General features: G+C 51.6%; 12 protein-coding genes. All 12 read left to right on the forward strand.

Annotated features, from left to right (window positions below):
* Positions 1 to 40: 40 nt before the first annotated feature.
* The 12 genes from AC6ESO_RS01510 (at position 41) to AC6ESO_RS01565 (ending at position 16,638) form a co-directional block, all read left to right on the forward strand.
* On the forward strand, positions 41 to 475 hold the full coding sequence (locus AC6ESO_RS01510; RefSeq protein WP_091215083.1) for a phage tail protein: 435 nt from the start codon (positions 41 to 43) through the stop codon (positions 473 to 475).
* A gap of 152 nt (positions 476 to 627) precedes the next feature.
* Positions 628 to 1,005, forward strand: coding sequence for a hypothetical protein (locus AC6ESO_RS01515; RefSeq protein ID WP_090977939.1), 378 nt, complete (start codon positions 628 to 630; stop codon positions 1,003 to 1,005).
* A 20-nt stretch (positions 1,006 to 1,025) separates the two neighbouring features.
* On the forward strand, positions 1,026 to 1,199 hold the full coding sequence (locus tag AC6ESO_RS01520; RefSeq protein WP_495460606.1) for a DUF6760 family protein: 174 nt from the start codon (positions 1,026 to 1,028) through the stop codon (positions 1,197 to 1,199).
* A 9-nt stretch (positions 1,200 to 1,208) separates the two neighbouring features.
* Complete coding sequence (locus AC6ESO_RS01525) at positions 1,209 to 1,658, forward strand: phage tail protein (RefSeq protein ID WP_497089863.1); 450 nt, start codon at positions 1,209 to 1,211, stop codon at positions 1,656 to 1,658.
* Between the two features lie 49 nt (positions 1,659 to 1,707).
* Entirely contained in the window at positions 1,708 to 6,153 is a 4,446-nt protein-coding gene (locus AC6ESO_RS01530; RefSeq protein WP_497089864.1) for a hypothetical protein, read from the forward strand.
* 29 nt (positions 6,154 to 6,182) lie between these two features.
* Positions 6,183 to 6,809 (forward strand): CIS tube protein, encoded by a 627-nt coding sequence (locus AC6ESO_RS01535; RefSeq protein WP_497089865.1) that lies wholly within the window; start codon positions 6,183 to 6,185, stop codon positions 6,807 to 6,809.
* Between the two features lie 3 nt (positions 6,810 to 6,812).
* Positions 6,813 to 7,913 carry a phage late control D family protein gene (locus AC6ESO_RS01540; protein ID WP_497089866.1) on the forward strand — a complete coding sequence of 367 codons (1,101 nt, stop codon included), beginning with the start codon at positions 6,813 to 6,815 and terminating at the stop codon, positions 7,911 to 7,913.
* A complete protein-coding gene (locus tag AC6ESO_RS01545; protein WP_497089867.1) occupies positions 7,910 to 8,623 on the forward strand; it encodes a phage baseplate assembly protein V in 714 nt (237 codons plus the stop codon). Before AC6ESO_RS01540 ends, AC6ESO_RS01545 begins: the two co-directional genes overlap by 4 nt.
* Before the next feature lie 30 nt (positions 8,624 to 8,653).
* Positions 8,654 to 9,052 (forward strand): GPW/gp25 family protein, encoded by a 399-nt coding sequence (locus AC6ESO_RS01550; RefSeq protein ID WP_497089868.1) that lies wholly within the window; start codon positions 8,654 to 8,656, stop codon positions 9,050 to 9,052.
* 25 nt (positions 9,053 to 9,077) lie between these two features.
* Positions 9,078 to 12,161: a baseplate J/gp47 family protein gene (locus AC6ESO_RS01555; protein ID WP_497089869.1), complete on the forward strand. Its 3,084-nt coding sequence runs from the start codon at positions 9,078 to 9,080 to the stop codon at positions 12,159 to 12,161.
* A 49-nt stretch (positions 12,162 to 12,210) separates the two neighbouring features.
* Positions 12,211 to 14,487 (forward strand): putative baseplate assembly protein, encoded by a 2,277-nt coding sequence (locus AC6ESO_RS01560; protein WP_497089870.1) that lies wholly within the window; start codon positions 12,211 to 12,213, stop codon positions 14,485 to 14,487.
* A gap of 84 nt (positions 14,488 to 14,571) precedes the next feature.
* Positions 14,572 to 16,638, forward strand: a complete 2,067-nt coding sequence (locus AC6ESO_RS01565) for a phage tail protein (RefSeq protein ID WP_497089871.1) — start codon at positions 14,572 to 14,574, stop codon at positions 16,636 to 16,638.
* The last annotated feature ends 29 nt before the right edge of the window (positions 16,639 to 16,667 follow it).

The following is a 16,667-nucleotide window of genomic DNA, read 5'->3' on the forward strand; positions in this document are numbered from 1 at the left end:
ATTGGTGCAGTTCAGATCATTTTGATGGAAGGGGATAACCATGCCAGGCGAACGTAATGATCCATATCGCAATTTTAGATTCCGAATTGAAATTGAAGGCATTCAACAAGCCGGCTTCAGCGAAGTATCCGGATTTGAAGCGTCTCTTGACGTCATCGAATACCGTGAGGGCAATGAAGTCATCACGCCGCGCAAACTTCCGGGACTAGCGAAATACGGTAACATTTCGCTTAAATGGGGCGCAACAGATTCGATGGATCTGTACGATTGGATGCAGGAGTGTATTGAAGGCACGATTGAACGCAAAACCGTAACGATTATCGCCATCGATGAAGAAGGCGGCGACGTTGCTACATGGCAGGTTATTGAAGCATGGCCGGTCAAATATTCCGCACCAAGCTTTAACGGTACAGGCGCTGAAGTAGCCATTGAATTCGTGGAATTGGCTCATGAAGGCATGACACGCACAGCGTAACAGCAACGATCATACAGAAGCTTTTTGACGAGAACAAGGGATGGTTGCGGACGTATATACGTTCCGCTCATCTCTTGTTTTCCGCTTCTGCCTCGTTCATGGTGTATCTTGGCAATTCGCATTTTGATGAAAGATAACGGAGGGAACCAAGCATGGCGTTTCAAACGGAATATGAATTTGAGCTCCCTCGGGGCTATGTGGATGACAATGGCACGCTGCACAAGCGTGGGGTCATTCGGCTTGCTACTGCAGCTGATGAAATTTTACCGATGCGCGATCCGCGCGTTCAGCAAAACCCGGGTTATTTGACTGTAATTCTACTTGCTCGAGTCATTACGCGATTAGGTGATTTGAAGCATATTGATACGAAAATTATCGAGCGGCTGTTCACGGCTGATCTCGCTTACCTACAGCATGTGTACCGCCAAATCAATGATATGGAAGCGCCGAAGGTGCATACCGCTTGCCCGAAATGCGAGCATGATTTTGAGGTGGACGTGGATTTTTTGTCCGTAACGGAAAGCCTTTAACGGGCTATCCGATCGAGAAATTGTATGAGGAATCCGGCTTTATCGCGTATTACTTCCACTGGCCGCATGACGACATCATGAATATGGAGCATCGGGAGCGGCGCAGATGGTGTGAGGAAATTTCGCGAATTAACCGGAAGCTGAATGATGATTCCGATAAACCGAACGTATTTGATGTGTTTAAGAAGAGGTGACGATAGCGGTTGAGCGGTGCAGCGCATGGCGTTAATGTCGTTGGAGGCGTGTTTCGTTTCTGGGTAGAGCTCGATGGCATTCTTGCAGGCGGTTTCACTGAGGTCAGCGGTTTAGAGGCTGAGGTCGAAATCGAAGAATTCCGCGAAGGCGGCCAGAACGGTTTCATTCATAAGCTGCCAAAGTCGACCCGATTCTCACCTATTATGCTAAGACGCGGCATTACAAGCTCTAGCAGCTTATGGGATTGGTATGCGGGCGTTATGGCAGGCAAAGTGGTACGTAAGAGCGGTTCCATTATTTTGCAGCATTTGTCGGGTGAAGAGCTGTGCAGATGGAATTTTTTCGATGCCTATCCGGTCAAATGGAGCGGGCCGACATTGAATGCCTCGCAAAGCGATGTTGCGATTGAAACGTTGGAGCTCGTCCATAATGGGTTGAAGACCATTTATAAGAAGTAAATCGTATTGGAAGATAGTCAGCACGTGCAGGCCGGAAGGGGGCGAGCGAATGAGACGAGAACAGAGCGGAGGTATAAGGAAGCCACTCCAATTGCGACAAGATGGGGCAGAGGCGCATCAAGCTTTCGGAGCTGCAATCCGTGATAAGTATCGTTTCGTGCGCCGCGATCAGTGGGGACGGTTACCGTTAACGCTGCGAGAGCCTGATTCCGGTGGCGAAGCCCTTCCTCTATTGCCGCCTACGATTGTGCAGCAAATTGCTTTGAAGCTGCAGCTGCTCATGCCGCTCAATGTGCAGTGGGAAGCCAAAGAGCGCGAATGGCTGACGCTGGCGCAGAAGATTATCCGCCAGGCTGCTGTGCAAGTTAGGCAGGAGTCTGAACGGAAGGCGATTGCCAATCATGAAGCGAACGAGCGGTTGATTACGGGGTCAAACGCGACGAGAATGGATGTTCGCAATCAGGATCGTAGATCGGAGCGTACGAGAGCGGAAGTTCGCGATGTCGGTTCCGGTGCTGATGCTATGGCGAGGACTGAACAGGCTAGCGCGGAGCGGACAGGCGTGAACAACGCTCATGCATCGCAGTCGCGGAGCGATTCGTCTAGGGAGGAAGCGTCGCGGTTGGAGCGAGCTCGTGTAGAACCGGAGCGGACTGGGCATTCGAAGAGCGATGTGTCGCGGTCGGAGCAAGTTCGTTTAGAGGCGGCGCAGGCGCAAGAGGATATTGCGAAGGCGAAATCGGCGCGAGCTGAGCAGACGAAGTCGGAAGAGGCAAAGTCGGAAAAGGCGAGGTCGGAAGTGGATTTGGCTGCGCGAATACGGACCGAAGATACCCGTATAGAGCGTGCTGGGTCAGCGAGGGCCGAACTTCGAGGTTCTGATCGAGCCAGGGATGATGCTCGCGGGCGCATGTTGGATGAGCAAGTGGAGCTTGAACAGGACAATCGTGTAGCGGATTTGTTCGGCGATGTGCTGGACTGGACGGAAACGAAGAGAATGGCAGGAAGACTCCGAGCATTAGCAGCTTCTCCGGTATCCGGTCAACGTTTGGCACAGGAGAATGAAGGGAAAGCTGCTGTACTTTTGCTTCAAATTGGTTCATTGCTTAACCGATACAGCGAAACGGGAATGTCTCTCTCGCCACATAACCTTGTAAGTGAAAGGCCTAGTCCTGTCTTGAAATCTGATGACCAATCAGAGGTTGAAGTTGGAAGAGCTCGCGGAGAACTGAATTGGCAGACGCAGAAGCCGTTATGGCAGCGCGATGCCAGTGGCATGGTTTGGCGGATGACTTCTATCGGCGAACAACATCGACAGCCGAATTGGATGGAAGGTGCGGTTCGCGTATTGCTTGGGCGCATCGGAGATGCGGGATTGCCTTTAGCTGCAGCGCTGGCCTCGCGTGATCAGAAAGCGAAACAAGCACAGCCTGCGGTTCGAGAAAGACAACAAGCTGCTGCTAGAACTACTCGATCAGCCGCTATACCAATTCAAGATGCTCAACAAGCGTTGGTACCGCAAACAAAAGAGAGTAATCTAGTGGCGGGCAATAGACAAGCAGCTGCCGATACATCCAAGAAGGTGCCAAATGATGGCATAGCACTTCCCGATGGGATGCAACTGCTAATTTCTACTGCTAAGCGTGAGCGAAGACCAATTCGCAAACCGGTAACGATGACACTCCGCAGAAGGTTGGAGGAGTCTGACTCTACCAACCACGATTTGGCGGCTGAGAGGCTGTCGATGGTTCGCAGATCTTTGAAACAGCTTCATGTAGATAGGACTAATCGCTCTAATCGCACTACTGCCCTTAGGCTTTCGGATGTAACCAATCAAAATAATTCTCCGGTTCAGCAAGCGAATAGCAATAGAATTGCTGAGCGAAGAGTTCATCCTGCTTCTGAGATTATACAGCGCAGAACAGCAACCAGATTAGACAGCCCTGTTGCACTGCCTGTGTCCGGAAAGCACATCCGAGTTCTTCAGGCTGTTTCGCCTCGAACGGATACGGCGCTTAAGGATTCAGTACTTCATGAAGCTGTTCGTCGTGAGCTACAGACGGTTCATGGCAAATTGATCATCTCAGAAATGAGAAGAATCGCTCCAACGCATATCCTTCATCGTGATCGACCTATGGGGAGCCGTTCCTTCTCGGTAAATCGCGATAACCCGAAGTTGCCTGCTGTAATATCAGGTCCAGTTGAACAAGGCGCAAGTAATACTTCGGCAAACGGTTCCGAATTTAGTGCCTCTAATCAAGTCATTAGAGCAAAATCGAGCGGATCCAGTGCTATACAGAGATTCAATCTACCGAACAACTCTAAACAACAAATTTCCAGCTCTCTTACTGCCGATGAGACACCTGCAAGACAAATAAACGCAGGGCCTTCGGCAAAAGGGGCAATAACGGGTGGAGCAAAATGGGGCACGATCCTGTTTGTCAATCGCCTTCGCTTATTAACAGTGACAACTCCAACAACGCCGGGGGGCGTTCGTACGGAACGGATTGTCAATCGACTATTAGCGGGCAACAATACGGCACCGAAATCAATACATATAGATTCAGCACGCTCAGATGATGAGAAGATGCAGAACAAAACAACAGATTTCGATCGTAGAGACAAACAGCAGATCGTGGAAGCTCCATCCTTAGCTATCACAGGCAAGAAGCAAAGTAGTAGGGTACCCAATGAAGCTGAAGGACAGAACAAGCATGGAGAACCGGAGATCGGGTTGGATCGTGCTCGCGGTACGCTTGCAGAAAGAGTGAGACAAGCTGGAGATCAAGGGTTAATCCTGGTACAACGGCGGAGTTCCGCTGCACCGTCTAATGAGCAATCACCAACTTTCAGATACAGTCTACAAGCATCACCGCCTTCAAGTGTACTTAGTCAACAAGCAGTAGGTGACCAAACAGTTTCGGGATTGAAGCAATCGCAGGCTCGGGCTGCTTCTTCTAGTAAACAGAAGTTCAATGGCGGTATAGAGATAAAAGCAGCATCTGTGCGAGGTTCATTAGTTAATCGTGCTCGTAGCGCGGGAGATAAAGCGTTGGCTTTGATACAGCGCCGTCTGTCCACTCAGGCAAGTGCGATCACACCTGTCCTTGCGACGAAGCAACGGAGCATAGCCTCTTCGTCTGGCGATTCTATTCAGCAGATTCAACGAATCGTTCAACCAACTGATGCTAACAAGGCATCCAGATTGGAGCTTCAGGCTCAGGGGAAGCAAAACAGCGATGTTCGAACGAATGTGCAAGTAAAGCCCGACTCAGCTTCAATTCTATCGGCTTCGGACCCGGCTGTGACACTTGTTCAGCGGCGTGCAAATGCAGCGAGTGCAATTGACATTGAATCTGAATCTTCAGGCAGAATCGTTTATAGATCCGGTAAGTTTATGCAATCTTTCTTTACGGAGCAGCGTAACGAAACCAATCAATCCGCCGCACCTAAATTTACAGGTAGACTTGTGCAGCTTCGACAGAGGAATGTCGACCTACAAACAGGTGCCACAGCACGTGGTACCTCACGATCAATTCTTGTACAGCGCCGCCAAACGGTGCCAGTTTCGAGAGAAGCGACTCCAACGGAAGCAATCTCCGCGAGTCCGGCATCACAGGTTGTCTATCAATCGAAAACGGGGACAACGCAAAGTGGTTTTCAACCAAGAAGTCAGCTAATACAGCGACGTGCGGTTGCACAATCAGACGTTAATACTGTCCCTGAGATTCGGGGCCAAGCTCTATCGACTGCCAGCTCCAGCCAAGCGGGACAACAAAGATCGCCGAACCAAGCTGCATCTACAGTATCGTCTCAGCGTTCAGTATCAGCGCCACCGGCGAGAATGCTTCAGCATCGCGCGATTGTACAAGCTCCCGGTGCGATCGGAGCGGGGGCAGCCGCGGCATCACGGAATCCTGCAGCACAGCGGAACGCAGGTTCGTCGAACTCGCCAACGGCTGCCTCGATACCGGCAATTACTGCATTGGCAACTGCAGCTCAACAAGCCGGCAATCCAATTCAGCGGCAAACTGCTGCACGTACGCAGGCAGCGTCGATGCCGTTCAAGCCTGCTAGTTTGCTAGTAAAGAATCAATCATCGTCGCAGCAACCGATGGCATCGACACAAGCTCCGTTCGTCCAGCGACAGGCGGACTTACAATCACAGAGTAATTCTATGAATCTACCGGCTCAGCCTACGCTTCATTATGCCGCAAAGCCTTCGAATCAGGCAGAGCCTGATTTCACGCGGAGCATCGCTTCTCCGGCAATGCAGCATCATGCTTCGAAAGCCGCAGCCGCTGCTGCTGCGGCGGAAACGGTGAGGCAAAGTGTTGCCGCGATGAAGCCGCCTGCTGCGCCGGCTATTGATGTGAAGCAAGTGCAGCAGATGCTGATGAATATGCCGCAGCTGCAGCCGGATGCAATCGCGGATAAAGTCTTTAAAGTATTCGAGAAGAAAATGAAATTCGAGCAGCGCAGAAGTGGTTACTAGCAGAATGGGTTAGGAGGAGCGAATACGGGATGGCACTGAAGAAAGCGAAAATCATCGTCACAAAGGGCACAGGACAAGAGCAGCTCGAAGTGCTGTTTAATCCTAGCGAGTATTCGCTGGAATCGGCCAACAATTTTGCATGGCAGACCATACCGGGGCTGCAAACTCCGATTGCCCAATTTATTAGCGGCGAAGCGACTACGCTCAGTATGGACCTGTTCTTCGACACGTACGAGAAGGCAACGGATGTCCGTTTACTGACAGCTAAGGTATCCAGGCTGCTCGATGTCGATAAAGATTTGCACGCACCGCCGAGCTGTCGTTTCGTATGGGGCTCGCTGGATTTTAAAGGCGTAGTAGAACGGGTGTCGCAGAAATTCACGATGTTTCTCGATTCGGGTCTTCCGGTTCGAGCTACTTTAAACGTTACCTTCCGCGCCCTGCAAAGTATGAAAGAGCAATATCAGAATATTCCGCGCCAGTCGGCAGACCGTACCAAGCAGAAGATGCTCAAGCAAGGCGACCAGCTCTGGATGATTGCTGCCGAGGAGTACGAGGATCCGGGTGAATGGCGAGCCATTGCGGAAGCAAATGGCATCGATAATCCAAGACAGTTGCAGACTGGCCGCAAAATTATCGTTCCGAGGTTGGACTAGCCTATGGCAGACGTAAAGTTTGATAACAGCACCTATCAATTTGACTCGCTGGAGCAGAAGTACCGCAATTTCTTTGCGCCTGCTTTTGAAATTGTGATCGATGGCAACAGCATGATTCGGCAAAGTGTCGCGATTTCGTCGGTCAAAGTGAATACGACGGTGAATCAGAAGGCCGATTCCTTTCATTTTACCGTTCAGAATGCATTTGACCCGGTCCGCCGTGAATTTCAATGGATCAATAGCTTCCTCGCTGTCGGCAAATACGTTGAAATCAAAATGGGCTATACCGATAAGCTGGAAACGGTGTTCTACGGCATCATTACATCGGTGGATCTGGAGTATCCGTCAGACGGCAATCCGACAGTAAGCGTTTCGGGCATGGATATTTCTTTTCTCATGATGAAGGGCTCCCACTCTAATTCTTGGAAGGAAAAGAAGGATAGCGACGTGGTGAAGGTGATCGGCGCTAAATATGGGGCGAAGCTGTCTGTCGATACAACGACGGTGATGAGGCCGATCATCGAGCAAATTCGGATGACGGATTACCAGTTTCTGAAACAGCTGGCCAAATCGAACGATTATGATTTTTTTGTGGTCGGCAAAACGCTATATTTCCGCGAATCGAAGAATTCCAAGACTCCGGTCATTACGCTGATGTACGGTAAAAACTTGCGCAGCTACTCCACCAGTGTCGATATATCCAATCAGGTGAGCCAAGTTATCGTCAGGGGGTTTGATCCGAAAACGTCCACGGCTATTGAAGCTACTTCCGGTCAAGTCGACATTATCGGCTCGAATTCCCGCACGGGGAAGGACATTATGCGCGCGCTCGCTGATTACACCAAGGAATATGTATACACCAATGCAACGACGATGCAGGAGGCGCAGGATCTTGCCGATGCCATGATGAATGAACGGGCCATGGATCTGGTAACAGGCTCAGGCGAGAGTATCGGGATTCCGGAAATCCGTGCAGGCCGCTATATCAAACTGGATGGGCTTGGCGCGAAATTCAATCAACCGATGTATTTGACCGAAGTCAGCCACTCCATCTCCGCATCCGGATATACGACTAGCTTTGAGGTAGGGGGAAATGCAATATGAGTAACGGCATGTACGGCGGCGGCTCCGGCGGTTCAGGCGGCATAGAAGGGGTTATGCTGGCAGTCGTCACGAATAATAAGGACCCTGACAAAATCGGCCGTGTGAAGCTGAAATTTCCGCATCGCGAAATTACGCAAGAGACCGACTGGGTGCGCTGCATTACCTTTATGGGCGGCAAAGACAGAGGGAGCTTGTTCGTTCCTGAAGTGAATGACGAGGTGTTGGTTGCATTTCACATGGGTGATTTCAATCAGCCGTATGTCATCGGTTCATTGTGGAACAAGAGCAACCCGGCACCGGCGGGTGATGAGAACAACAATATCCGCAAGATTAAATCGAAAGCGGGACATGAGTTTATTTTCGACGATACGTCCTCCAAAGAGAAAGTCACGCTGCAAACGAAAAAGGGCAGCAAGATCGAATTCACCGACAGCACCGAAGAGATCAAGCTGACGGATAAGAGCGGTAAGAACAATCTCACCATTGTGGGCAGCGGATCAGGGAAACTGACCTTAACGAGCTCGTCCACCAAGATCGAAATTTCCGGAACCGGCGACGTGACGATATTGAGCTCGAAAGAAGTCACCATTAAATCGACGCAGATCAAAATCGAAGCTAGTGCAGCACTGAACCTTAAAGGCGGTGGAACCGTCGATATCAAGTCCGACGGTATCGTCAATATCAAAGGCGCAATGGTCAAAATCAATTAAGCTGCGACAGGCAGAAGGGGGACGGCGGTTATGGCATCATTTCTGGGTAGAGGCTGGAAATTCCCCATAGAAGTCGACTCCACTACGGGACGAATCAAGACGGCGGAGAAAGAAGACGATATCGCGGAAGCCATTCGCATTATACTGTGGACGAATAAAGGGGAACGTGTCATGCGGCCTGATTTCGGCTGCGGCATTCACGAGTTCGTGTTCGAGACGACGGACGAAACGACGCTGCGATTATTGGAGACCAGCATTCAAGAGGCGATCCGAATCTGGGAGCCGCGCGTACATGAGGTCGAGGTTCACGCAGAGCATGACGGGGCTGGGGCCGGCAAGCTGCTGCTTCACATTTCGTATGTCGTCCGGAGCACGAACAATCTATTCAATCAGGTCTACCCTTTCTATTTGGAGGAAGGAACGAAGTAGATGACAAAGGGTGGAGCAGGAGACCATGATGAACAATACCCGAAGCGGGGCAGGCGCGCCGCAGGCAATTGATAAGCGCGATCTGGCTGCTCTAGCCCGCTGGATGAAGGAGACAGCTCCCTTCTATACCCCGGAGTGGCGGTTCTCGCCTGAAGATCCGGACCCGGGTACGGCGTTATTCTATTTGGCGGCGAACATGCTGCAAGAGAATGCGAAGCGACTTAACCGGACGCCTGAGAAAAACTTTATTGCGTTCCTTAATATGCTCGAAACGAAACTTCAGTCGGCGCGTCCTGCACGTACCCATGTTGTTTTTCGGATCAATGAAGGCGCCACTGAGCCGGTATGGATTCCGCGTGGGACGCAATTAACGGCTCCGTCACCAAGCGGAGGCGAGGAGCTTCTCTTCGAGAGTGAGCGGGCGATGCTCGTAACACCGGCTAAGCTGACGGATATTATCAGCATTAGTCCGGCACTCGATGCGATCGCATTATCTGCCGAATCGTACACGGAGAAACTTGCCGAAGGAAAAGGCGAAGTGCCGCTCTTCCAGGCAGCTTACGGCATTAACCTGCAGGAGCACGCCATTTACTTGCGTGAGGATGATCTGTTCTTAGCGACGCATCCCGCGACTATCCGTGTGAATCTGTTCCTTTCCGCGAAGAGGTACAAGCAACCTCAGCTGGCTGCTGCGATGGCAGATACGGAGCTGCTCGAATGGACGTATTATTCCGAAGGCGAATGGATGCCTTTTGACGAGATTACGAGTACGGGAAACACGGTTTCCTTACATAAAACAAGGGTTAGGCCGATTGATCCGGTGGAAGTAGGCGGCATTGAAGGCCGCTATATCCGGTGCAGGCTGAAAGTAACCGATACAAGCGCTAATCCGCTGTTGGCTCAAGATTTGGAGCTGGATCAGCTGTCGTTAACGTCAGCCTTCGACCCGAACCAAGGCGTCGACGGCATTGCGCCAACGATGCTTATCCATAATGATATGGAGCTGAGCAGTGATGGATTTTATCCGTTCGGTGAGCATTTTGCGCCATATTCTACGTTCTATATCAGCAGTGAGGAAGCCTTCTGCAAACGCGATGGCAGACTTGATTTAAGCTTTAGGATGAAAACATTGCCGAGTGCCCTGCGCACAGCGCCGGATCCGGAAATTCGCTGGCGCATGATTATGCGTCGTTCCGAGCTGGAGAAGAAAGATCCGCCGAAAATTCGGATTCAACGTGTCCTGTGGGAATATTGGAACGGAAGCGGCTGGGTTCGACTGCCCGGAAGCGAACGCTATGAGACATTGTTTAGCGAGCTGCCCGAGAATGAAGACTTGATCTGCAACGTTTCCCTGCATTGTCCGCAGGATCTAGAGCAAACGTTCGTCAATTCGCAGTTTGACTATTGGATTCGTGTGCGCGTCGTCGCGATGGACAACATGTATGCGCCGGAAATGATCTATGTTACGCCGTGGATGGACGAATTGAAGCTCAAGTACAATTACGAGGACCGTACATTCCCGGCTTCGTCCGCTATCGCATTTAATAATGCGGCGATGCGGGAAGTGACGAGAGAGGCGAGCGGCGGCGGCAAGCCTTTTCGCCCTTTCGAACCAATCGATTGCAGCTATCCCGCTGTTATCTTCGGATTCGATTCGCCTCCGCTTAAAGGACCGATTACGATGCAAGTAACGCTGCAGCCAGCGAAGTGGGACGCATCGAAGCGTCCATGGGTCGAGTGGGAAGCGCTCATTCGCCAAGGTTCATCGGTACATTGGAAGCCTTTATCCGTCATCGATGAAACGAACGGGTTCACAGAGAGCGGTATCGTTCAGTTTGCCGGTCCGCCGGAGCTGCATCAAACGCTGCTCTATGGCAGAGAACGGTATTGGTTACGCGCTGTCAATCGAGATGGCTGCTATGACCTTGAGGATCAATTGAAGCCTGCGGCCAAGCGGCTGGATATGAACGCCGTTCAAGTGCTGCAGCAACGAACCATAACCGGGGAAACGCCGGAACGAACGCGCGGCGTGTATCGATTATCCAGATCGCCGGTCATTGCAGAGGAAGTTTGGGTCGATGAGACTGAAACGATGCCTAAGCATGAACTGGAAGAGCAGCTCTCACAAGCGCCGGCGGATTTCGAAGTTTTATATGACAGCGAAGGGCAGGTACAGCGTGTTTGGGTCAAATGGAGCGGGGTTGAATCATTCCTCACTTCATCCGCAACGGATCGCCATTATGTACTTGACGGCTCTGCGGGAACGGTCACTTTTGGAGAAGGAATAAGAGGTCGCGCCGTCCCGGGAGGCGGACCGGACAGCATTCGCGTGAATTACAAAGTAACGGCAGGGGCAGACGGCAATGTTGGGGCAGGCGGGATTACCGGATTACTGCAATCTATAGCGTTCATAGCCGGTGCAACCAACCCAAGTGCAGCCGGCGGAGGCTGCTATACGGAAAACCTAGATGCAGCATTGCTTCGTGGACCGCAGCGATTGAAACATCAAGGTCGCGCCGTAACGGCAGAGGACTTCGAGTGGCTGGCAAGAGAAGCGTATCCGGGATTGGCTAAAGTGAAATGTCTGCCGAATCGAAACGTTCATCTGGAGCGCAGTCTAGGCTCGATTACGCTTGTTGCTTTATCGGAGCCCGGCGATTCCGGTTACGCGCTGTTTCCCGCGTTGAAACGCCAAATTGAGTCGTATCTGATTGAGCGTGCAGCAAACACGGTATCTCATCAGCCTTCGGTTCAAGTCATAGCTCCTGCATTTCTATACGTATCTGTTACTGTTTCAGTTACAGTTGATTCGCTTGAGGATGTGCTGCCTGCAGAGGCTGCATGTCAAACAAGACTTGCGCAATTTCTGGATCCGATACGCGGCAAGCTCGATGGACGAGGCTGGGAGATTGGCGAAACGCTGCATGAGTCACTCTTCTACTCCCTGCTTAAATCCGTTCGCGCCATTAAAAATATAGATAAACTCTACATCTCCATGTTGAAGGTGGAAGACGGGACGAACATCGAAATTGATCCGTCGAAACAATCCATGTACCCGCATGCTTTACTTTGCAGCGGCACGCATACCGTGAAAGTGACAACAAGCTAATACCTGCGTGCCTTCCGGCACTGATCGAACAAGAAAGGAGGTGCACGTCTTGCTGCCGATACCCAATTTAGACGATCGTCGCTTTCAGCAGATTGTAGAAGAAGCGCGTAAAGCGATTCCGAAGTTTATGCCGGAGTGGACGGATGAGAATGCGCATGATCCCGGCATTACGATGATTGAGCTGTTCGCATGGCTAAGCGAAATGCAGCAGTTCTATATCAATCGCGTACCGGAGCGCAACCAGCTCAAGTTTCTGAAACTGCTCGGCGCAAAACCTCAGCTCGCACATCGCGCGCATACGCAGGTCAGCTTCAAAGGCGCGGATCGGCCGCTGATGCTGCCGAAAGGCACGAAGCTGCAGGCGCAGGATCAGCCTTTCGAAACGACAGAAGCGATTCGGCTGCATCCTGCTCGGATTGACCGTATTATCGTGCGAACGGATAAAGAAGCCAATGATTACACATCTACGAACGATCATGTCGGTGTTTCGTTCTATGCTTTCGGCCCTGACTCACGCCAAGGCAGCAGATTGTATGTCGCCTTTGACCTTGAGCTGATGCCTGGGGATGAGCTGACCATGGCCATTTCCTTGTTCGATGATGGACTAGTTCCCCTGATTCCTATTGATGACGCGAGCAAGGCGATCGTACCTTCTGCTAAAGTGTCGTGGAAATTTTATGGAAATAGCGGTACGCCGCCTGAACTCACCGGTGGAGAGAACGGTCAACAAGACAGTGGGATAAGCGCAATTGGCAGCGGGCATTCCGCATGGATGCCGCTCGAGCTTGTCCATGATGATACGGTTCAGCTGATGTACAGTGGGATGATCACGTTCCGGGTACCGCATGAGATGAGGCCAGTGATGGTCCATCCGGCTAATGACAGAGGACGATACTGGTTCTGCTGCACGGTTGAGCAATCGGGTTACGAGAATCCGCCCCGCATCGAACATATTGCGTTTAATACAGTGAAAGCCGTCCAGCAATACACGTTCAGTGAACTGTTCCAAGCGGATCGGATCGGCGAGGAAAACAACGTCATGATCGTTTCGTCCTATCTTGCCGCTAACGGCTCCATACGCGTGCAATCCCGGCATGATTCGGGCGGCTGGGTCGATTTGACGGAAACGACAGACTTCAAATTGCATCAGAATATAGAAACGGGTGAAGCTGTCGTAACCTTGAATACCGGAGATGGCATTTCAAGCCGAGCAACAACGCTACGGATAATTGCCCAAACCGAAGCGTTCCGCGAGCAGAGTATCATTGGGCAGAGCAACGGATTGCCGAGACAAAAGCTTGTCGTTTACGACTACCCGCTGCAGAATAATCGATTTACGCTCCAGATCGGCCGAAAGCTGCAAGACGGGGGCTGGCTGTGGGAAGATTGGACCGAAGTGGACAACTTCGACAGCTCGACAGCCACGGATCGGCATTTCCTGTTCGACGCAGCGGAGCATGAGATTAAGTTTGGCGATAATGAGCGCGGAAGCGTGCCGCAAGCTTGCGACGAGCCGAATATATGGGTCATTGCCTGCTTGCTTGGAGGGGGAACTCGCGGAAACGTGAAGCCTCATCTGATCACTGAAATCGTCTCGCTTCTTGAGGAAAGCGAACAACTGCTGGGGCAGCTGTCCGTAACGAATCATCAGTTTGCGGTAGGCGGTTCGGAACCGGAATCGCTTGAAGCCTGCATTGAACGTGTTCGAAGAGAACTCCATGAACCGTTTCGGGCGGTTACGGCAGACGATGTTGAGCATATCGTTCGACATACGCCCGGGCTGCGCGTAGCGAGAGTGAAAGCACTGCCGCTCTATATGAAAGGGTTAAAGGATTATCCGCGCAACCAGGCACCGGGCCAACTGACCGTGGCGGTCGTGCCGTATAGTCCTGCAGTTACCCCAACTCCGAGCATCGGATTTCTGGAGAGCGTGAAGAGACATCTGGACGAACGAAGATTGATCACAACGGAAGTCCATGTCATTGCACCTGCATATATCGGGATTACGGTGCATGCGATCATTGTCGTCGAGCCTCATTTTGTCGATGAAAGCAAGCAGATCGTGATGGCGCTCAATAGGCTGCTAAGGCCGCTTGATGGTCGTGATGGATCGAAAGGCTGGCCATTCGGCAGAACGGTGTACAAAGGTGATTTGTTCGGGCTTATGAATGAAATGAAAGGTGTCGCCTATATCCAGGAGTTATGGCTGGATGCCGAAGGGCAAGGCTGGACCAAAACTTCCGGCGGCGATATCGAGCTTCCGCCTTATGGATTGGTATACTCGGCGGGGCATGAGATTGAATTAATCAGCAGAACAAACTTGTAAGTCTGTTTCGCAATTGGAACAGAACAGGACATAAGCACGCTTAAGGGGGGAGACGGGCTGGAGCAGGGGACGCTGTTTTTTTCAATGAATAAGGAAAGTGACTGGGCTGCGAGCAGCAAGGCTAACTTGGAATGGACAACGGCCGGGCTTCGCATTTCACAAACGCAAAAATTCGGCATTCGCGGCACGCTGCATCTGAACGAATTAGACGGCATACGCGATGTGCACGAGTTCGTCATCGGGCCTTACGGCAGACTTTATGTCCTGGATGCAGCCAGTGACGTGTGGCTCTATGACTCGGAATACCATCATTACGAGAAGCTGTTTCCGAGCGGCCATGGACTGTTTGGCATCCGGTCGTTGCTTGCGGTCATCGGCGATACGCTGTTGGTAGCGGATCCGGAGAGGCAGCAATGCTCCGCCTATGCCATTGGTAACTCCCAGACGTACTGGAGCTTAAGCGAATGTAATGGAGTCGACCTCTATCCCATCGCTGCGGCCTCTGATGATCATTATTTCTATGTGGTAACGCCGCTTGCAGTCCAGCGGAATCCGGAAGGAGACCTCATCGTTCCGGCAGGTACGGGGATTGGGATCGTAAAGCTCGATCGGAACGGAAAATGTGCCGGCATTGTCTCGGAGGAGAAATGGGTTCTGCCAACAGCTGTGAAGCTGCATTACTTGTATAAGCGCTTCTATATGGCCGTTTCTAAGGAACGAAGCGTGTATGTGTTCGATAGTGAGGCGCACACACTGCGCGGTTTTTCTCATGAAGGGGAGATGCTCTCTCGCATGTTTTTGCCATCCTTGAAATTTGCCGGGCTGGCTGTTGATTCGATGAACCAACTCTACATTGGCGATTCCAGACATATTGCCGATGAGGGCGAAGATGATCGATTCGTGCTGAACCTCGGCGAAACCGGTGAATTCATTACGAAGGTGCCGGGCTCGAGAGGCAAAGCGGACAAGCTGATGTTCGACGCGCGCGACCGTATGTATATTCTGAATGCCGAAGAAGGCACAGTCACGGTGCTCGAGCTTCAGCCAAGGACGATGGAGCGGATGGAAACGGGGGCTCTCGAAGGCATTTGTCTCACAACCGCATTAGACAGCACGGAAGCAGAAACGGTGTGGCACAAAATGGTGCTGGACGCGGACATTCCGGATGAAACGCAGCTGCGTATCTCGTACTTCTGCTCCGATCAGAAGCAGATGATTATTGGCGGCAGATTCATGGCGATGGATGATTTCATCAGAGATCCGAATCGCGACATGCTGGAGAAAACGAGAACGCTGGAGCCCTTCTGGTCTGCGCCGGTTACCAATCCGAAGGACGCGCTGTTCTTCGATGCCAAAGGCCGATACATGTGGCTTAAGATCGAATGGATCGGCAGCGAACGCAAAACACCGTGCCTCTCCAAACTGCGAGTTGTATTTCCGAGGACGACCTACTTGAGTCATCTGCCTGCCATCTATCAAGAAGATTCGACGGGGTTTACCGAACGATTCCTAGCTTTGTTCGGCACGATGTTCGATAGTATCGAGACGCAGGTACAAGATATTCCGCGTCACTTGGACAGCGAGCTGACGGAAGGGCCGTATTTGAAATGGCTGGGCAGCTGGCTTGGTATCGAGGTGGATGAGCATTGGAGCGATGAGCAAATCCGCCGATTCATCCGCGAGGCTCCGCAGCTGTACCGGTACAGAGGGACCCGTCGAGGCATTGAGAAAATGGTCGAGATTTACACGGGCAGCAAGCCATACATCGTGGAATATTTTCAATATAAAATGATGCGGGAATCCGCGGAGCTCCGCGAGCTGACCGATTTATTATACGGCATGCATCCCTGCAGCTTCTCCGTGCTCGTCACGACAGAACAGGCGAATACCGAGAAACAAAGACTCATGCTGGAGCGGATGCTGAATGAACATAAACCGGCTTTTACAGATGCGCATCTGATTGTGCTTCAGCCGTGGATGTACCTCGATATGCATACCTATTTGGAAGTCAATACACTATTGTCGGAGCCGTCGCTGCTGCGTATCGATCCGAACCGTTCGATGCCAAGCGATACGATTATCGTCGACGTCGACCGCGACAGGCGGCTTGATCTGCATACCCGCCTAGGCTTGGATTCAGAGATGGAATAAAGCATGAACAGCCGAATGATCCTCGACCA

The organism is Paenibacillus rhizoryzae (assembly GCF_059686995.1).